Annotated in this window: 19 protein-coding genes and 1 pseudogene; 6 read left to right on the top strand and 14 right to left on the bottom strand. The window is 47.9% G+C overall.

All coding sequences use genetic code 11. The features are described from left to right. Nucleotides 1-52: 52 nt before the first annotated feature. From BZ167_RS03965 to BZ167_RS03990, 6 genes and pseudogenes are all read right to left on the bottom strand, one after another. Nucleotides 53-1,210, bottom strand: a complete 1,158-nt coding sequence (locus BZ167_RS03965) for an acetylornithine transaminase (RefSeq protein ID WP_061861345.1) — start codon at nucleotides 1,208-1,210, stop codon at nucleotides 53-55. Continuing rightward, on the bottom strand, nucleotides 1,207-1,983 hold the full coding sequence (gene argB / locus BZ167_RS03970; RefSeq protein ID WP_061861344.1) for an acetylglutamate kinase: 777 nt from the start codon (nucleotides 1,981-1,983) through the stop codon (nucleotides 1,207-1,209). Before argB ends, BZ167_RS03965 begins: the two co-directional genes overlap by 4 nt. Before the next feature lie 14 nt (nucleotides 1,984-1,997). Next, nucleotides 1,998-3,215: a bifunctional ornithine acetyltransferase/N-acetylglutamate synthase gene (argJ, locus tag BZ167_RS03975; RefSeq protein ID WP_007409135.1), complete on the bottom strand. Its 1,218-nt coding sequence runs from the start codon at nucleotides 3,213-3,215 to the stop codon at nucleotides 1,998-2,000. Nucleotides 3,216-3,237: 22 nt separating this feature from the next. After that, nucleotides 3,238-4,275 (bottom strand): N-acetyl-gamma-glutamyl-phosphate reductase, encoded by a 1,038-nt coding sequence (gene argC / locus BZ167_RS03980; RefSeq protein ID WP_015417198.1) that lies wholly within the window; start codon nucleotides 4,273-4,275, stop codon nucleotides 3,238-3,240. A 164-nt stretch (nucleotides 4,276-4,439) separates the two neighbouring features. After that, nucleotides 4,440-4,975, bottom strand: a pseudogene (locus tag BZ167_RS03985) (MFS transporter). After that, nucleotides 4,972-6,408: an FAD-binding oxidoreductase gene (locus BZ167_RS03990; protein ID WP_033574511.1), complete on the bottom strand. Its 1,437-nt coding sequence runs from the start codon at nucleotides 6,406-6,408 to the stop codon at nucleotides 4,972-4,974. Before BZ167_RS03990 ends, BZ167_RS03985 begins: the two are co-directional and overlap by 4 nt. A gap of 322 nt (nucleotides 6,409-6,730) precedes the next feature. Between BZ167_RS03990 and fosM the strand changes: the two genes are divergently transcribed. Next, the gene (gene fosM / locus BZ167_RS03995; protein ID WP_032866153.1) at nucleotides 6,731-7,174 is read left to right on the top strand and encodes a FosM family fosfomycin resistance protein; all 444 of its coding nucleotides are present in this window, start codon (nucleotides 6,731-6,733) and stop codon (nucleotides 7,172-7,174) included. Between the two features lie 131 nt (nucleotides 7,175-7,305). Here the strand turns inward: fosM and BZ167_RS04000 are convergent, their stop codons facing one another. Then, a complete protein-coding gene (locus tag BZ167_RS04000) occupies nucleotides 7,306-7,614 on the bottom strand; it encodes a metal-sulfur cluster assembly factor (RefSeq protein ID WP_003155088.1) in 309 nt (102 codons plus the stop codon). 62 nt (nucleotides 7,615-7,676) lie between these two features. Further along, the gene (locus BZ167_RS04005) at nucleotides 7,677-8,444 is read right to left on the bottom strand and encodes a prolyl oligopeptidase family serine peptidase (RefSeq protein ID WP_007409140.1); all 768 of its coding nucleotides are present in this window, start codon (nucleotides 8,442-8,444) and stop codon (nucleotides 7,677-7,679) included. A 120-nt stretch (nucleotides 8,445-8,564) separates the two neighbouring features. Between BZ167_RS04005 and BZ167_RS04010 the strand changes: the two genes are divergently transcribed. From BZ167_RS04010 to BZ167_RS04015, 3 genes are all read left to right on the top strand, one after another. Beyond that, complete coding sequence (locus BZ167_RS04010; protein ID WP_007409141.1) at nucleotides 8,565-9,377, top strand: Cof-type HAD-IIB family hydrolase; 813 nt, start codon at nucleotides 8,565-8,567, stop codon at nucleotides 9,375-9,377. Between the two features lie 85 nt (nucleotides 9,378-9,462). Then, nucleotides 9,463-9,612: a hypothetical protein gene (locus tag BZ167_RS20305; RefSeq protein ID WP_003155094.1), complete on the top strand. Its 150-nt coding sequence runs from the start codon at nucleotides 9,463-9,465 to the stop codon at nucleotides 9,610-9,612. After that, nucleotides 9,612-9,809 carry a DUF3813 domain-containing protein gene (locus BZ167_RS04015; RefSeq protein WP_003155097.1) on the top strand — a complete coding sequence of 66 codons (198 nt, stop codon included), beginning with the start codon at nucleotides 9,612-9,614 and terminating at the stop codon, nucleotides 9,807-9,809. Before BZ167_RS20305 ends, BZ167_RS04015 begins: the two co-directional genes overlap by 1 nt. A 36-nt stretch (nucleotides 9,810-9,845) precedes the next feature. On the opposite strand, the gene BZ167_RS04020 is transcribed toward BZ167_RS04015, so the two are convergent. Together BZ167_RS04020 and BZ167_RS04025 are read right to left on the bottom strand one after the other, a co-directional pair. Beyond that, the gene (locus BZ167_RS04020) at nucleotides 9,846-10,307 is read right to left on the bottom strand and encodes a BsuPI-related putative proteinase inhibitor (RefSeq protein WP_007409142.1); all 462 of its coding nucleotides are present in this window, start codon (nucleotides 10,305-10,307) and stop codon (nucleotides 9,846-9,848) included. Between the two features lie 14 nt (nucleotides 10,308-10,321). Next, entirely contained in the window at nucleotides 10,322-11,164 is an 843-nt protein-coding gene (locus tag BZ167_RS04025) for a YitT family protein (protein WP_007409143.1), read from the bottom strand. Between the two features lie 125 nt (nucleotides 11,165-11,289). Between BZ167_RS04025 and BZ167_RS04030 the strand changes: the two genes are divergently transcribed. Together BZ167_RS04030 and BZ167_RS20080 are read left to right on the top strand one after the other, a co-directional pair. Next, nucleotides 11,290-12,141, top strand: coding sequence for a DegV family protein (locus BZ167_RS04030; RefSeq protein ID WP_015417195.1), 852 nt, complete (start codon nucleotides 11,290-11,292; stop codon nucleotides 12,139-12,141). Nucleotides 12,142-12,189: 48 nt separating this feature from the next. Then, the gene (locus tag BZ167_RS20080) at nucleotides 12,190-12,312 is read left to right on the top strand and encodes a DUF3941 domain-containing protein (RefSeq protein WP_003155105.1); all 123 of its coding nucleotides are present in this window, start codon (nucleotides 12,190-12,192) and stop codon (nucleotides 12,310-12,312) included. A 48-nt stretch (nucleotides 12,313-12,360) separates the two neighbouring features. Here BZ167_RS20080 and BZ167_RS04035 read toward each other — a convergent pair whose 3' ends face one another. The 4 genes from BZ167_RS04035 to BZ167_RS04050 all read right to left on the bottom strand — a co-directional run bounded on the left by BZ167_RS04035 (nucleotide 12,361) and on the right by BZ167_RS04050 (nucleotide 17,433). Next, on the bottom strand, nucleotides 12,361-13,611 hold the full coding sequence (locus BZ167_RS04035; protein WP_061861517.1) for a CYP152 family fatty-acid peroxygenase CypC: 1,251 nt from the start codon (nucleotides 13,609-13,611) through the stop codon (nucleotides 12,361-12,363). A gap of 131 nt (nucleotides 13,612-13,742) precedes the next feature. Next, entirely contained in the window at nucleotides 13,743-15,392 is a 1,650-nt protein-coding gene (locus BZ167_RS04040) for a methyl-accepting chemotaxis protein (RefSeq protein ID WP_061861338.1), read from the bottom strand. After that, a complete protein-coding gene (locus BZ167_RS04045; RefSeq protein ID WP_061861337.1) occupies nucleotides 15,389-16,366 on the bottom strand; it encodes a BMP family lipoprotein in 978 nt (325 codons plus the stop codon). The genes BZ167_RS04040 and BZ167_RS04045 overlap by 4 nt, the downstream gene beginning before the upstream one ends. 170 nt (nucleotides 16,367-16,536) lie before the next feature. Continuing rightward, nucleotides 16,537-17,433 carry a CvfB family protein gene (locus tag BZ167_RS04050; RefSeq protein WP_170936341.1) on the bottom strand — a complete coding sequence of 299 codons (897 nt, stop codon included), beginning with the start codon at nucleotides 17,431-17,433 and terminating at the stop codon, nucleotides 16,537-16,539. Nucleotides 17,434-17,453 lie beyond the last annotated feature (20 nt).

The raw sequence follows: 17,453 nt of genomic DNA on the forward strand, positions 1-17,453 counted from the left end.
ATGAATAATTAATTAAAAATATGAATTTTTATACTTTTATATCGAAAAAAAATTACCGTTTCACTGCCGAATGCGCTTCGATCGCTGCTTTCAGCATACTGACGGCCGACAGCATTTCTTCTTCAGAAACCGTAAGCGGCGGGAGCAGCCTGATGACATTCGGTCCGGCCGGAAGCACGAGAAGCCCGCGTTCCTGCAGATATCCGATGATGCCGGACACGGGACCTGCGCATTCAATGCCGATTAATAACCCTTTTCCGCGGATTTCTTTTACAAAAGGCCCTGTCAGTTCACGGTTCAGCTGCGCTTTTAAAAATGATCCTTTGTCTGCCGCCGCCTGGAGAAAGTCCGGCTGAAACACAATATCCAAGGTTGCTTTCACAGCTGCCATGGCAAGCTTATTGCCGCCGAAAGTCGTACCATGCGTACCCGGCGTAAAGGCGTCGCCAAGCTTCTTTTTGCCGATCACGGCTCCGACGGGAAAACCGTTTCCAAGCCCTTTCGCAGCAGTGATGATGTCCGGCGAGATGCCGAAATGCTCATAGCCGAATGCCTTGCCCGTCCGGCCGATTCCGGTTTGAATCTCGTCTGTGATAAGCAGCGCCTGTTTGTCTTTGCAAAATGTCTGTAAGGCTTCGATGAATTCCGGATCGGCGGGATTGACTCCCCCTTCTCCCTGCACCGTCTCAAGCATGACGGCGGCGATATCATCCTCTTTTGAAAGCGTGCTGAATACCGACGGATCATTGAACGGAAGATAGTGAAAGCCTTGAAGCATCGGTCCGAAACCGGTCTTGATTTTGTCTTGTCCGGTGGCGGCCATCCCCGCATAGGTCCGTCCGTGAAAGGATTGATGAAATGTTACGATTTTTGTCTTTCCCGTTGCTTTACGGGCAAGCTTAATGGCGCCTTCATTCGCTTCGGCCCCGCTGTTGCAGAAGAAAACGAGTTCCCCCGCGCTATGTTCGGCAAGCTTTGCCGCGGCTTTTTCCTGAAGATCATTTTCAAACAGATTGGAAACGTGCCATACGCTGTCAAGCTGTTCTTTCACCGCTTCTGTGACCTCATCATGACAATGGCCGAGATTGGAAACGGCGATGCCCTGAATAAAATCGAGATACGTTTTTCCGTTTTCATCCTCTGCAATTGTCCCTTTCGCTTTTTTGATATCAATGGGCCAGCGGCTGTAGGTTTGAAATAGACTGCTCATGACACGCTCTCCTTTTCTTTGATGATTTTTGTTCCTTGGAAGGCTTGATCGGTAAAAAACGCTCCTTTTCCGTTTACGATCATCACTTCCTCGACATCTTCACTCAGTGCCGATAATGCCGAGTTTACCTTCGGAATCATCCCTCCTGAAATCACGCCGTCATCTATGAGGGCCTGAATCTCTTGCGGCGTCAAAGTATTCAGCCTGTTCTCTCCGTCCATAATTCCTTCGACATCCGTGACAAATAAAAGTTTATCGGCGTGTAAGGCTGAAGCGACGGCCGATGCCGCGGCGTCTGCGTTGACGTTCAGCGTTTCGAAATCACTTGTCATGGAAAGCGGAGCGATAACGGGAATGATGCCTTCTTTCATTAATGCGTGAATGATTGACGGATCGGTTTTTTGTATTTCGCCGACTTCTCCGTATTTGTCTTGATTAAGATAGGATGCTTGAAGGAGACCGCCGTCCTTTCCTGATATTCCCGCGGCTTTCAGCCCGTTTTTCGCGAGTTCGGTTACGAAAAATTTATTGATCGTCCCTGACAAGACCATTTCCGCTGTTTCCAGCACCGGTTTGGTCGTTTTCCGCTGTCCATCGACAAATTCCGTTTCAATCTGCAATGTTTTCAGCATTCTTGAAATGTCCGGACCGCCTCCATGCACGACGGCAATGTTCCAGCCCGATTGCATAAGCTCTTTTACATTTTGAAAAAAATCGGCGGATAACTCGCGGATTACGCTTCCGCCGCACTTAAAAACGATCGTTTTCTTCATGCCGCTCCCCTTTGTTATGTGCGATAGCTCGCATTGATTTTGATATAATCATAGGTTAAGTCACAGCCCCATGCCCGGCCGCTGCCGGAGCCTTCCTGCAGGCGGACTGCAATCGTAATTTCATCACCTGATAAGTACTCCTTGGCATCAGTTTCCGAAAACGGCTGAGGTTCGTTGTGTTTAAACAGACACTGGCCGCCGAGGAAAACTTCCACTTGTTCGGCCGTTACGCTTGCCGCACTGTGCCCGATTGCGCCGATGATGCGCCCCCAGTTGGCGTCTGTGCCGTAAACGGCGGTCTTCACAAGGCTTGAGCCGACGATTTTTTTGGCGATAATATTCGCCTCAAGGTTGTTTTTCGCGCCTTCGACTCTGGCTTCAATTAATTTCGTCGCTCCTTCACCGTCTCTGGCTATATCTTTGGCAAGGTCTTCGCATACAAGCTTTAATCCCTTTTTAAAAGCCGGCCAGTCAGGGTGCTGCTCCGTCAGGCAATCATTCCCCGCGCAGCCGTTTGCCATCACAAGCACCATGTCATTCGTCGATGTTTCTCCGTCAACGGTGATTTGGTTAAATGAAACATCCGTAATCTCTCTGAGCGCGTTTTTGAGCGCCTGTTCTTCCACGGCCGCGTCCGTTGTGACAAAGCCGAGCATTGTCGCCATGTTGGGGTGGATCATGCCGGAGCCTTTCGCCGCTCCGCCGATCGTGATGATGTCTCCGCCGATCACCAGTTCATAACACGTCTGTTTCGTCACTGTATCCGTCGTCAAAATGGCTTCTTCAAATGCTCCGGACACGGACGGGGCTTGACCGAGCTGTTCAATGCCCGCTTGAATTTTTTTCATGTCTAAAAGCTCACCGATCACCCCGGTTGACGAAACCGCAACAAGCTCCGGCTCAATGCCGAGCTGGCTCGCGAAGCCGTCCCGCATTTCATAGGCGTCCTTTAATCCTTGGTCTCCCGTACAGGCGTTGGCAATCGCGCTGTTGACGATAACCGCCTGAAGCACACCCTCTTTTTTCAGGCTGGCTTGCGTCACTTTCAGCGGCGCTGCCTGAAAATGGCTCTGCGTATATACCGCTGCACTGACTGCAGGCGCTTCGCTGATAATCGCTCCGAGATCTTTTTTTGAATAGCGCAGACCGCAATGCACGCCCTTTGCCTCAAACCCTTTCGGCGAGGATACGCCGCCTTTTATTTTCGTGATTTCCTCACTCAGCTGAATCATATTTTTGAATCCCTCTTTCGTTCTATGGATAGACTGGCGTCATCGTAAGTCCCGTTTCTTCCTGCCAGCCATTCATGATATTTAAATTTTGAACCGCCTGCCCTGCGGCGCCTTTCATCAGATTATCTATGACAGAAACGATGGTGGCACGGTTTGTTCTTTCATCCACGGTGACACTGATATCACAAAAATTGCTGCCGTATACCTCTTTCGTCGCCGGAAATTCACCTTCCGGCCTGATTCTGACAAAATATGAATCTTTGTAGAATTCGGAATACAATCCTCTTACCTGTGCAGCAGACATTCCCGGAGGGGCGTCGGTATACATCGTCGCCATAATGCCCCTTGTCATCGGCGCCAAATGAGCGGAAAACGTGATCGGGCCTGTGCCGGGCTGCCAAGCCGCTAATTGCTGTTCAATTTCCGGAGTATGCTGATGCTCATTAACCTTATAAATTTTGAAATTATCATTCAGCTCAGAATAATGAGTGCCCATGGATGCTTTTCGGCCGGCGCCGGATACGCCCGTTTTCGCATCAACAATCAGAAATGAATCTTGTAAAAGCTTATTCTTCGCCAGCGGGGCGAGCCCGAGCAGCACAGCCGTCGGAAAACATCCCGGATTGGCAATCAGCTTTGCAGTCTGAATCTCTTCTTTTTGCAGTTCAGCTAAACCGTAAACCGCGCTTTGAATCGTTCCTTTCGGAGCGGCCTTCCGCTTATACCACTTTTCATACACGGCCGGGTTTTGAATCCGCAGATCGCCGGATAGATCAATGACCGGGATGCCCGCCTCCGCCAGCTTGGGCGACCACTCTCCGGAAACGCCGGGCGGCGCGGCTATGAACATGACATCAATTTCGTTTCGGATCGTTTCTATATGAAGCGGCTGAAGTGATTGTGACGCTATATTCCTCAAATGCGGATATGAAGCGGCATATTCTTTTCCTTCGTCGCTCGATGAATATAATATACAATCTTCTGCATAAGGGTGATGGTTAAGAATCCTGACAAGTTCGGCGCCTCCATAACCAGTCGCGCCTATAATACCTATTTTCAACGGGTTCACCTTCTTGGTTTTTGTGAAATTATTTAACATTATAACATGAATAAAAATTAATTCAATTGTATATTTAATATTTTTTCATTCATTTTCCATCTGTTTTCGCTGACAAAAAACCCCCTCTCGATCGAGGGGGGCATAAGAAAAACAGGCTGCTCCGATCAGCCTGTTTTTTTCAGCATCATCAGCCCGCTTATAAAAAACAGCACGGAGCTGGCGTAAAAAATAATATAAACCGTAAAGAAATCAGCGAGAAACCCGCCGAGAATAATGGCGGCAGCTGAAAATACGGCCGTCCAGAAATGATAGCTGCCGACTTTTTTTCCCCGCCGTCGGTGTAATCGGCGATCATGATTTTCTCGCCGTGTTTTTGCATGGCGCCGAACAGGCCCAAAAGCACCTGCACAACATAAACCTGGTGCACGCCGGTAATGTGCGGGAGCGTCAGAAGAAGCACCGCCATCCCCCACGAATTTGCCATAAGGAACCAGCGGGAATCCAGTCTTGCCGACAGCCGGCCGAGCAGCGGATGAATCAATGCGCCGCTCAGGCCGAACAAGCCGTATGAAAGACCGAATTGCGTGTAGCTGGAACCGATGTTTTTAATAAATAAAATATAAAACGGAAAGATCAGGCTGCCGGCAAAAAAGACACTGCTCTGAGACAGGATCAGCCATTTTAAATGGTTGTGTTTCATGATTTGTACCTCTGATAAAAATAATTCATAAACAAGTCATCCGGATCATATTTGTATTTTTTCTGAAAGAACATATCGCTTTTCGGATATGCCTCGCGCATCTGCTCTTTCGTTTGATACAGCATATACGGGAGATAATAACTGCCGCGGTGGCGCAATGCCGTATCCGTCATTTTTCTGACAATCCGCGCAGCACTCGCCTGGCTGTCTGTTGAAAACCCTTCATTGATTAAAAGAACGAGTGAAAACATGTCTTCCTTTGCGTATGACAGATCGGCTTTTTCATTTTTTTGCACGTAACGGATCGTAATATTTACGAGATTGAGATCTTCATGTGACAGCGTCTTGCGTAAATCATGAATGTACGGCGCAAATTCGCCCACGGGCACGAAGTATTCTTGCAGCACATCGGTGTTGTCCGTGTTTTCATATTCCAAAAATTTCGATTCTGACCGCATGACATTGTTCCTGGAGACTTTCACGCCGTTTTGGCTGAGAAAATAAGACTGCTGGGTTGACCAGAACCAATTTCTTCCCCAGTCATACCGGCGGGAGAGGCCGAGCGCGAATTTCGTCAGCGCCGGATGCTCATCTTCTTTCAGTTCATTGTGCCGTTTCAATTCTTTCTGGTTGTCTGAGAGTGTGTAATCAGTCACATACATATCGTGCAAAAAGCCTTTATCCCCTGTTGCGATCCGCGCGAGATGCATGCGCACGGCGGGGTTGCGCTGAACATGCTGCGTAAAATATTGACTGTATGTATCAGCGTTCATGCGTTTCGTTTTCATTTCATAAAGCTCATCATCCGTCAGCTCAATATCCGCGTCAAGGATGACGCCGAACAGGCCGTAGCCGCCGATGACGGCTGAAAACAGGTCATCTTTCGGAGTAACGGTGATGACTTTGCCGTCCGCCTTTAAAAGATGAAACGATTTGACCGTATCAATCAGCGAACCGTACCGGATATCCCGGCCGTGGGCGTTGGCGCTCAGTGAGCCGCCGATCGTAAAAATGTTTTGCGATTGCATGACTTTTACCGCGAGCCCGTACGGATTGACATAGCGCTGAATATCATTCCACGTCGCTCCCGCCTGCACTCTGATGATTTTTTTCTTTCGGTCGAGACCGAGTATTTTGTTGTAGCCCGTCATGTCGAGAACGATACCGTCTTCATAATACGTCTGGCCGCCCATTGAGTGCTGGGCGCCTGCGATTGAGATCTTCAAATGCTTTCTCTTTGCTTCCTTAATCGTTTCGACCAATGTTTCTTTCTCTTTTCCTTTGACCGTCTGCTTAATTTTCACGGGCATGAGACGGCTGACATCCGTCATTGTCCCTGCCTGCCGCTCCGGCTCTTTGTGAAAGGCGGAAACAGCGAAAAGCGCCGTATAAACAAGAATGCTAAGGATAATGAGAAGTAATTTTTTCTTCATGGGTTCCTCCCTCGCATGCAGCCGGTCTATTATATCATGCCTCACGTCCGTTTTTTTCCTTTTTAACCCGATACCGCAAAAAATCCCGAATGGTGGGAAAATCGGGTTTTTTTAGTGACTTGCCCTTCTTTCCGCACGCCGGTCTCTAGCGGCAAAGCAGACAGAACGGCGCCCGACAGAATCATGTTTAGTACAGCTCGAAACGGTCAGCCGGAAAACACCGGGCATAAAAATTACACAGAAATCCTTAAAATGATTTTTTAGTCAGTATATAATCGATATATATGCAGATGTATTACCAGAGGGATTGTTTCAAACAAACATGTTAAACGAGGTGGGGAAAATAAACATAAAAGGAATCAATCATCTTCTTTTTTCTGTTTCAAATTTGGAAAAATCTATAGAATTTTATGAAAAAGTATTTCATGCACAACTCCTGGTTAAAGGGCAAAAAACAGCATATTTTGATCTGAACGGGCTTTGGCTTGCACTTAACTTAGAGGCGGATATACCAAGAAATGAAATACATAAATCTTATACGCATATGGCCTTTACAATTGACCCAAAAGATTTTGATGCAATACATCAAAGGTTAAAAAATCTAAATGTAAGTATATTAAATGGGCGTCCTAGGGATAAGCAAGATCATAAGTCAATTTATTTTACTGATCCCGATGGACATAAATTTGAATTCCACACAGGTACACTCCAAGACAGACTGTCCTATTACAAAAAAGATAAACCTCATATGAAATTTTATATTTAAAGGTTTGTTTGCGATCCAAAACAAACCCTCACTGTCGCTTATCCGCGTTGATTTTTTCCTTGTAAATGCAGACAAAAGAAAAGCACCTCCAAACTTTAGGATGTACCTAAAATCCGAGGTGCATTTTCTTATTACTGAATCCCTAATGCGATTTTTGCGTAGCGTGACATTTTGTCTCTTGTCCAAGGCGGATTCCAGACGATGTGGACCTCCGTCTCTTTTACATCCGGAATGTCGGCGAGCGCTTTTTTCACCTCGTCGACGATGATCGGAGCGAGCGGGCACCCCATTGATGTCAGTGTCATCGTAACGTGCGTCAGGCCGTCGTCATCCATATCAACGTCGTATACAAGGCCGAGATTGACGATATCGACGCCGAGCTCAGGGTCAACAACCTGCTCCAAGGCGCCCATGATGTTTTCTTTTAATGCTTCTTCCACGTTCCATCACTCCTTTTTCCTCAGTATAACGTAAAAGCGGGTTTTGTTAACACCTTTGTGCTTTATAAATGCTTATCGAACCAGGCGACGGTTTCTAAAACGGCGTATCTCGGGACTTTATGATCAGCCCGTTCGTCTTTCAGAAACTGAAGATGGTCAGGCCGGCTGCTGTAATGAGGTTTAATCGTTTCATAAAAGCCGCGGGTCGGTGCATACGGAACGACTTTGTCTTGAACGCCGTGCCAGAACAGCAGCGGGCGGCTGCGGAGTTTTTCCGGTTCCAGACTGAGATCGAACGGTTTGAGCCGCGCAAACAGTTCATCGACCTGTTCTTTTGTGACGTCAATGTCGATGTCCTGCTTTTGAATGTGGTCAATCTGCTGCTGAAAAAACGCCGTATAGTTCGGGCTTCCCATCAGACTGACGCCGGCTTTGACCCAATCATACGCGGCCATCGCGCCGAATGTCGTAATTCCGCCCATTGACGTGCCCGCAAGACCGATCCGCCCGTCTTCAATCAGACCGCGCGCTTCAAAATCCTTTTTCAGCACGTCAAGCTCCTCGATTTCATTTAATACAATGTCCCAAAAATGGACGGCGAGCTCTTCTGCTGACAGCTGTTCAGCGCGTTCACCGTGGTAAAGAGCTTCCGGCAGCACCGCCCTGAAGCCCTTTTCAGCAAGCAGGTAAGCGAAATGAAGATTATGCTCCTTCGCGCTTGTAAAACCGTGAATAAAGAAAACAAGGGGAGCGGGACGGTCCCGATTTTCTTCTTTTACAATATGTAAAAACGGAATGCCTGATACGGTTTGATGATCAATAAGAATCACGTTGACTCCCTCCTTAGGATAACCATAATCATAAGTGTAACATGTAGACAATAAAGATGGTAAAAAGCTACACTGTACATAAGTGAAAAACAGCAAATTATATGACAAAAGGAGTTATTTATGGAGACAAAACCTTATCTCATCGCCTTAGATCTGGATGGAACTTTATTAAAAGACGATAAAACCATTTCCCCTGAAACGGCACGGACGATTCAGAAGCTGAAAGAAGCGGGCCATCATGTCTGCATCTCAACCGGGCGCCCGTTCCGTTCCAGTTCGATGTATTATGACGAGCTTGGGCTGACAACGCCAATTGTCAATTTTAACGGGGCGTTTGTCCACCACCCGAAAGACGAATCATGGGGACGCTACCACACGTCTTTATCGGTCGATGTGGTCAGACAGCTTGCCGAACTTACAGAGACCTATCAAATACATAATGTGCTCGCTGAGGTCATTGATGATGTGTACTTCCATTATCATGATGAGCATTTAATTGAGGCGTTTCATATGAATACGGCGAATGTCACATTCGGCGATCTGCGTGAAACGGTCAAGGAGGATGTAACGTCCGTATTGATTCATGCAAAGGAAGAGGACGTCGCGGATATACGCGCGCATTTATCCGATGTGCACGCCGAGGTCATTGACCACAGAAGATGGGCGGCTCCGTGGCATGTGATTGAAATCATTAAACACGGGATGAATAAAGCGGTCGGCCTGAAGAAAATCAGCGACTATTACCAAGTGCCGAGAGAACGGATCATCGCGTTCGGCGACGAAGACAACGATCTTGAAATGCTCCGGTTTGCCGGGTGCGGCGTAGCGATGGGAAACGGCACGGATGAAGTCAAACAGGCCGCCGACCGCGTCACGGGATCAAATGAAGCGGACGGAATCGCCGAATTTTTAAAATCCTATTTCTCCCTGTGAGGTTTTGCCGCTCATAACACAAAGCCTTCCGCCCATACTAAAACAGACGACTCATCTCGTCTAAATATGGAAGGGGGACATTGCAATGGGTAAACGAAACAAATCAAAACGGTTTATTCAGCAAGGCAAGGACTCTGTCAGTCTTCATGACGCAAGATTTCCATATCGGTCTACATTAGAGGAAGCACAGCATGACGCAGCAAAAGATTCGGCTGAAAGGCAGGTTGACTTTTAATGAGAAACGAACTGTTTTCTCAAGCCAAGTCATTTGTCCAGCAGGCCGTCATGATTGCTAACGGTTTCGAGGACGGCGATCAGGAAAAAGCTGTCTCACGCGCCAAAAACGCCGTGTCTTCCGCGTACGCCAATTCGACGGATGCAGAACGTCAGCAGCTGCACCAATTTCAGGATCAGCTGGAGAAATTGCAATAAAAAAAGGCGCCCCGTTTAGACGAGGGCGCCGCTTTTTTATTTCACTTCAAATGTTTTTACCGTTTTCAGTCTTTTTCCGATCTGATCGGACTTCCCTAAAAACGTCACCGTCACCGTGTATGTTCCCGGACCGGGCACGTTCTTCCACACATCTGAAAAGTCATACGTTTCATTCGGCATTAAGGTCACGGTCTGAAACGCCTGAGTAAACATTTTGTCTTTTGAATAGCGGTACAGTTCTTTGTGATGTTGGTCATGTACGGTCAATTCGAATTTCTGCCCTGAGCTGAATGTGAAATCGATCGGGCTGCCGCTCTTGTTTTTTAAAGACATTTGAAATTCGATCTGCTGATCCGTCTGCACAGGGTTTACGGCTAATTCCGCTTGCTGTTCATTCATCTCTCCGGATACCTCCTCAGCGGGCTCCTTCTGCCCGGATTGACTGCTGCATCCGATCAGTAAAATGACCGGTAATAACAGGCCAAACAGCCACTTCATTCTATCCGCTCCTATCAGTCTTTTCTGAAGAAACCAAAGATCCCCGTCGTTTGCACGATGTTTGTGAAGGCTTTCGGGTCGACTTCTTTCACGATTTTCTCAAGGTCATACAATTCGTACCGCGTGATGACGATGATCATCATTTCTTTCTGTTCATTTGTGTAAGCGCCTTTTGCCGGCACCGTCGTAATGCCGCGGACCATTTTCCCGTAAATCGCTTCTTTGATTTCATCGGCTTTTTTTGTAACGATCATGGCGGTCAGTTTCATGTGGCGGGTGTGAATGGCGTCAATCACCCTTGTTGTGACATACAGAGCGACAAGGGTATATAATGCTTTCTCCCATCCTTGCAATAATCCTGCCGTCAAAATGATAATCCCGTTCAAAATGAAGAAATATGTGCCGACCGGCTTATCCTTCCATTTGGCCAGCACCATCGACACGATATCAAGACCGCCTGTCGAAGCGCCGAATTTCAGCGTTAAACCGATGCCGATAGCTGAGATGACTCCTCCGAATACGGTATTCAGAAGAATATCGTGCGACAGTCTCATTTCCGGGAGAATTCCCATAAAGACGGACGTCAGCGCTACGCTTAATATGCTGTATACAGTGAATGATCTGCCGACTTTCAGCCACCCTAACACACCGATGGGAATGTTTAAGAGGAACATGAGAACTCCTGTCGAAATATAAAAGGGGGCGTATTGATCAACGACGCTTGACAGCAGCTGGGCGACACCGGTAAAACCGCTGGCATATACATTCGCCGGTATCAGGAATAAATTCAGTCCCGCCGCATACAGAAACGCGCCGATGACGACGATTGCTAATTTTTTTGCTTGTTCTAGTACCATGGCTTGCTCCTCCGCTCATTTTCATTATTAGCTTTTCCCTTAAAATAAAGTTTTGAACACTATTTTGCCACATTTATATGATATAGTTGGCATCACTCTCACCAATCGGAAAGAAGGGAATTATGATGACAGTTCACCTTATTGCTGACAGCGCCTCTGACCTGCCGAAATCTTATATTGAAGAAAACCGGATCGGGTTCATTCCGCTGCACGTAACACTTGACGGAAACGAATATGAGGACGCGGTCACCATTCAGGCGGATCATATATTTCAAGCGATGCGGGACGGGAAAGTTCCGAAAACATCCCAGGCATCACCGGATACGATAAAAAAAGTATTTTTACAATACGCGGAACTCGGAGAACCGGCGATATACATCGCCTTTTCCTCAGGTCTTTCCGGCACCTATCAGACGGCCGTAATGATCGCCAATGAAGTAAAAGAGGAATTTCCCGATTTTGATTTACGGATTGTAGATTCCAAATGCGCTTCATTGGGCTGCGGCCTTGCTGTGATGCACGCGCAAACACTCTGTGTTAACGGGAATACAATACAAGAAATCGAAACGTCTGTAAAGAGCTTTTGCGCACGGATGAAACATATATTTACGGTCGATGATGTCGCTTATCTCGCGCGGGGCGGCAGAATTTCAAAAACGTCCGCTTTTGTCGGGGGGCTTTTGAACATTAAACCGATTCTGCATGTGGATGACGGCAGGCTCGTGCCGCTCGAAAAATTACGCGGACAAAAGAAACTGTTTAAACGGATTATAGACATGATGAAGGAAGAAGGCGGCGATTGGGCGGATCAAACCGTGGGGATCAGCTATGCAGATAACGAGGAGACGGCGCTTCGGATGAAGGAAATGATTGAAGAAGCGTTCCATCCGAAAGAGATCATTCTTCATTCAATCGGCTCTGCGATCGGCGCGCACTCCGGGCCGGGCACGCTCGCGATTTTTTTCCTGAAGCCATAATTTCAATGCGGGCGGGCATCCTAACGGACAGAAGGGAGGCTTTGCCGCATGAAAGATGATGACAAAAAACCGTTGGACAATAACGCCGTAAATCAGAAAAAGAACCGGCTTGCCGAAAAAAACCGGCAGGCGGGAAAAAACCAGAATTCCAAAAAACCGGACCATCTGTAAAAGCAAAACAGCCCTCTTGTGTATGAAGATAGAGGGCTGTTTTTTGTTCTATATGCGTCTAACATCACTTATCACGAATCCGCTTTCAGGCAATGCCGGCATTCTGGACAGGCTGAAACTCAAATCTTGGGACGGAACACCGTACTCTATTTCATTGGCAAGAAACGCAAGGGAAGTTTTCATGACTTCCACGGTCATTCCCTCACCCGGACAGCGGTGGCCGTTAGCCGGATCACCTCCGCCCTGGGGAATGAAATCAAATTTATTTTCCTCCCGCCCCTGAAAACGTTCCGGGCGAAATTCATTGGGATTCTCCCAAAGCCGGGAATCATGGTTTGTCCCATATAGGTCAAGCATGACGGATGCACCCTTTTTAAACTCACAGTTCTTCCATACGAAATCTTTTTTCACAACGGCTCCTAAAAACGGGGCAAACGGGTAATACCGCCGAACTTCATGTGCAAATCTTTCGGCCTCCTGATCATTTCTCGATCTCAGTTTGCACCGATATTCAGGGTAATCATGCAATGCAAGAGCTGAAAACGTAATGAAGTAAGAAATGGCGGCAATCGGGCGCAGAACATTAATAAGCTCAACAGCAGCCATGTGAGAATCAAGTCTGTTCCCGTCAAGTTCTGTATGAAAAGCCATTTCATACAAGGCTGAGCACTCCGGCGGTTGCAGCTTGCCGGACCGCACATCCTCAATGACCTCCTCTATCCATTTCTCCGTTTTCAGCCTCGCCCTTCTGCCTTTCCAATGACGCGGTCCGACAGCGCCGAATGCGTCTACCATATCGGTGAAATCCTGCGCCCGCTCTTTCACTTCTGAGTCTTTCAGCGGGACGCCGGCCCACTCACAGGCAGCCCGGCACAGCACTTTCTTCGCTTCATCAAAAAGGACAATTCGGTTTGAACCCTCCCACATTTCCGCAGATGCTTTCCACTGTTTTGCCACCGCTTCCGCAAGCCGTTTTTGCCGGGGCGGCGTCAACAGCGACATAAATAGAAGCTTCCTGTGCTTATGCCGTTCACCGTCCATTGACTGGATTGCCCCTGTTCCGAATAACGTTTTCTGCACCCGTTTGGGGAGGGCATGCTCCCGCTGAAATCGTTCTGTGTCATAAAAAAGCTTTGCGGCTTCCGCTCCGCTCATACAAATGAATGTCTTCCCTAATAAACGGGCGCGAAACACATCCGAGCGATAATTCTCCGCTCGGTTTTTCACAAATACATATCCATCGCGTAATAAAGCCAGACTATTATCAAGACCCTTATCATGCGGAATTTGTTCATTCATCCCGATTCCTCCCATCTTTTTTCACCTTTCACGAAAAAGAATAAATATAAACACAAGTATATTCAGTATTTGTGTTTCATTCAGAAGTTACTCATGTCAGGCTGCAAAAATCAGGGGGCGGGCATAGCCCGTTACAAAGTAAACCGGCGGACCTGATCGTTTAACCGCTCTGTCAGGCCCACCAGATTATTGACGCTTTCCGCCATTTTATGAAAAGAAGACAGCTGCTCAAGCGCGGAGGCAGAAATCTCTTCGCTTCCCGCAGCCGTTTCCTGAACGACGGCGCTGATGCTTTCGGCATGATGCAGCACTTGCTCACCAAGCTGTTTCGATTCGATGATCCGTCCGTCCAATTGAGTAAGCTCCGCTTTAATATGGGCGGCTTTTTGTTCAATATGGACGAATGATTCTGACGTTTTCTCCATCAGCTCCTGCTGTCTGTCCGCTAAAGCGACGCCGGTCGTGACAGCTCCGGTAATAGATGTGATGCCGTCTTCAATTTGCTTTACCATATCGAAAATCTGCGCGGTCGCTTTGGCTGATCCGTCTGCGAGCTTCCGTATCTCCTCGGCAACGACGGCAAATCCTTTTCCGGCCTCGCCTGCTCTGGCCGCCTCGATTGCGGCGTTTAATGACAGCAGATTGGTCTGGCCTGCAATGTCAGAAACGGTCTGCGCCATCATACTGATGCCTGCCGCATGCTCTATGAAGAGATCGGCGGATTCGGAAATCTCTTTTGATGTCTCATTGCTTTTATCAATGGCTTGCTTGGTCTCGGCTAAAGCACCGCGCCCCGCAGCCACCGCCGCAATCGTCTCTTCGCTGCTTCTCGTCGTTTGTTTTGAACGTTCGGCGTTCTCCTTTGAATGTTCATCCATTTGTTCAATGAATTGCACCGCATGCTGCAGATCTTCTGAAATGGTTTGGGAGCCTTGCGCCATTTCTTCCGTCGACACGGACACCTGCTCGGTCATGTCCTTCAGCGTCTGGTTTTCCTTCGTCAAACCTTCCGCGAAAGTCTCGACTTCACGGCCGACCTCTCCGATCGCCTGAATTAAGGTGCGGAGCTGTTCAGCCATCATTCCGAATGAGTCATTCAGCTCTTTCAGTTCGTCCTTCCCTTTATAATCAAGCATTTCAACAGCAAGGTTCCCTCCTGCAATACGACGGGCATTTTCAGCCATGCGGCGGATCGGCCCTGCAATTCTCTTCGTCAGCCTGATGGAAGATATGACGGTGACGGCAAGTATCACGATGGTCAGCACGGCTGCGCTGTAAACGATAAACTGAATCTGGTCAGCCGTCTGCTTCTGCATGTCTTCATAGTGATCCCGGCTTTTCAGATTCAGCATATAAATATCATTCAGAAGACCGTTGATGCGGGCCGCCGTCCTTGTCGCTTCAGCCGGGCTTTTCGAATCAAGAGCAGCGTCCGCCTCCGCCTGCCATGATTCGTATTTTTTGGCGAGTTTGTCATAAGCGGCTTTGTCCGCACCGTCCGTCATCGTTTTTTTGAGCGCCGCCAGTTTGTCTGAGCTGCTTTTCATATAGCTTCGCACATCTTCTTTCTGGGCGTCTGCGAGCGTATAGGAATAGCCGGTGATGCTTTCTTTTAACGTATTAAGGTCAGCTTTTGCTTCCTGGACGTTTAACAGCGCGTCCACTTCATCTTCATTTGAAGCCTGAATCTTCATCATGTTTACGATGGTAAAGCCGATGACGGCGGCGAAGCAAATCATCGTAACGGCTGCGTTAACGAGCAGCCTTGTCCGTAATGTCACTTCAGATCGCCTCCTTTTTCAATCAGGCTGTTTTTCATATCCTTGATCTTTTTCGTCAGCCCGCCTGCGTTTTTGACAACTCTGATCTTGGCTAAGTCCATGCCGTTTTCCTTCAGTCCGTAAACGATCTCACCGCTTTTGATCTCCTTGTTGTCTTTTAAATCTTTCGCCAATTCATAGATGACATGGTCGACGTTTTTCACTATAGAAGAGATAACGGCGTGCTCGGCGGTGTAATATTGATCGCTGTCAACACCGATGGCGTATACTTTTTGCGCCTCCGCTTCTTTCAGTGCGCCGACACCCGTGAAGCCGGCTGCCGTAAACAGGACATCGGCTTTTTTTCGGATCATGTTTTGGGCGATGCCCTTCCCGAGCTTATCATCGTCAAACGTACCGCTGATGTCCGACAGCACGCGGATATTCGGTTTGACTGATTCCGCGCCTTTCAGATAGCCTTTTTTAAACCGTTTAATGACGTCGGCATCTGAACCGCCGATAAATCCGATTGTGCCGGTTTTGCTCGTCATGGCCGCCAGCGCTCCGGCTAAGAAGCTTCCTTCATCCTCTTTAAACGTGACGGAAGTGACATTATCCAGGTCTGATACGGAATCAATCAGCACAAACCGCTGCTTCGGATATTTTTTGGCGACCTTTTCTAAATCCGCCTGCATGCTGTAACCGAGCCCCACAACAAGATCATTGCCTTCCCGGACAAGCTGGGTCAGTCCTTTTTCGTATGTACCGGTATCTTTTATTTCCCGATAATCAAATGTGATGCCGAGCTCGTCTCTCGCTTTCATCAAACCTTGAAAGCCTGAATCATTAAATGATTGGTCGCCGAGGCCGTTGTCTGTCAGCATGATGCCGATTGTTTTCGTTTTTTCGGCCGCCGTTTCCTCAGATTTGCCGGCACATCCCGCCGTGCTGAGCGCAATCAGCAGTACAGCCGCAAATATCGCCATTTTTCTCATTGAAACTCTCCTTTTATTTTTTTCTATAGTTATATATCGGTTCGGATGTCAGAATATTTTATTTCAATAAAATATGTATGTTCGGCAGGATGTTAAACAAATGAGGGCATAGGAGCTTTTGAGAAAATAAAAAACATCGGTTTTGGTTCACCGATGTTTTTGCAGAAAATTTATTGTTTTTCGTATGTCCAGCCGTCTTCCTGATAGACCTTGCCGTTTTTCATCAGATGCCCGAGCGCCCGCTTAAAGGCGGCTTTGCTTAAATGAAACCGTTCGCGGATATCGTCAGGATGGCTTTTGTCTCCGTAAGGCATCGCGCCGTTTCTTGATCTCAGATAGGTCAGAATTTCTTCCGCGTCAACCGAAAGCGCATCCTGCTTTCTCGGCAGCAGTGACATGTTGACGGAGCCGTCTTCCTTCACCTCGATGACACGCCCTGTCACGCGGCTGCCGAGTCTCGGCTCTTCTTTTCTTTCTGAAGGGTGAATAAACGCGCGGATGCCTTCATCGGTAATCAGAAAAGAGCCTGATGCAATCAGTCTGTACACCGTGCCCGTCAGGTCTTTATTCATGACGTCTTCCTCTGCATCCGTAAATAATTCACTGATGATATCTTCAGGCGCCGGCTTGGCAAACATGCGTCCGCGGCTTGTCACCTTCAGCATGCAATACAGTCTGTCGCCTTTTTGCGGCCAGACGGATTTGTACGGAGGCAGGTGCTCCGTTGCGACGAGCGCGTCTTTTGACAGACCGACGTCGACGAATACGCCCATATCCTCCACAGCGTCCGTCACTTCCACCCATCCGTAGTCATAAAAGCTGATGAGCGGCTTTTTCATCGTCGCCGCGAGTCTTTCCTGATGATCGACGTAAATAAATACGTCCACTTCATCTCTGTCTTCGATATCCTCTGTGATTTCACTGTTATGTAAAAGAACCGTATCCTCGCCGTCGGTTAAAAAATAACCGAAATCGGTTTGGTGATCTATACTAAGCGTGAGCTGCTGCCCTGGTCTCATGTTATCGTCCTTCCTGATTCGCCCGTATGAGGCTGATGTTTTTCTCATTTTTTCCAACATGCATAAAT

It is taken from the genome of Bacillus sp. 275 (assembly GCF_001999205.1).
Lineage (GTDB): Bacteria > Bacillota > Bacilli > Bacillales > Bacillaceae > Bacillus > Bacillus velezensis.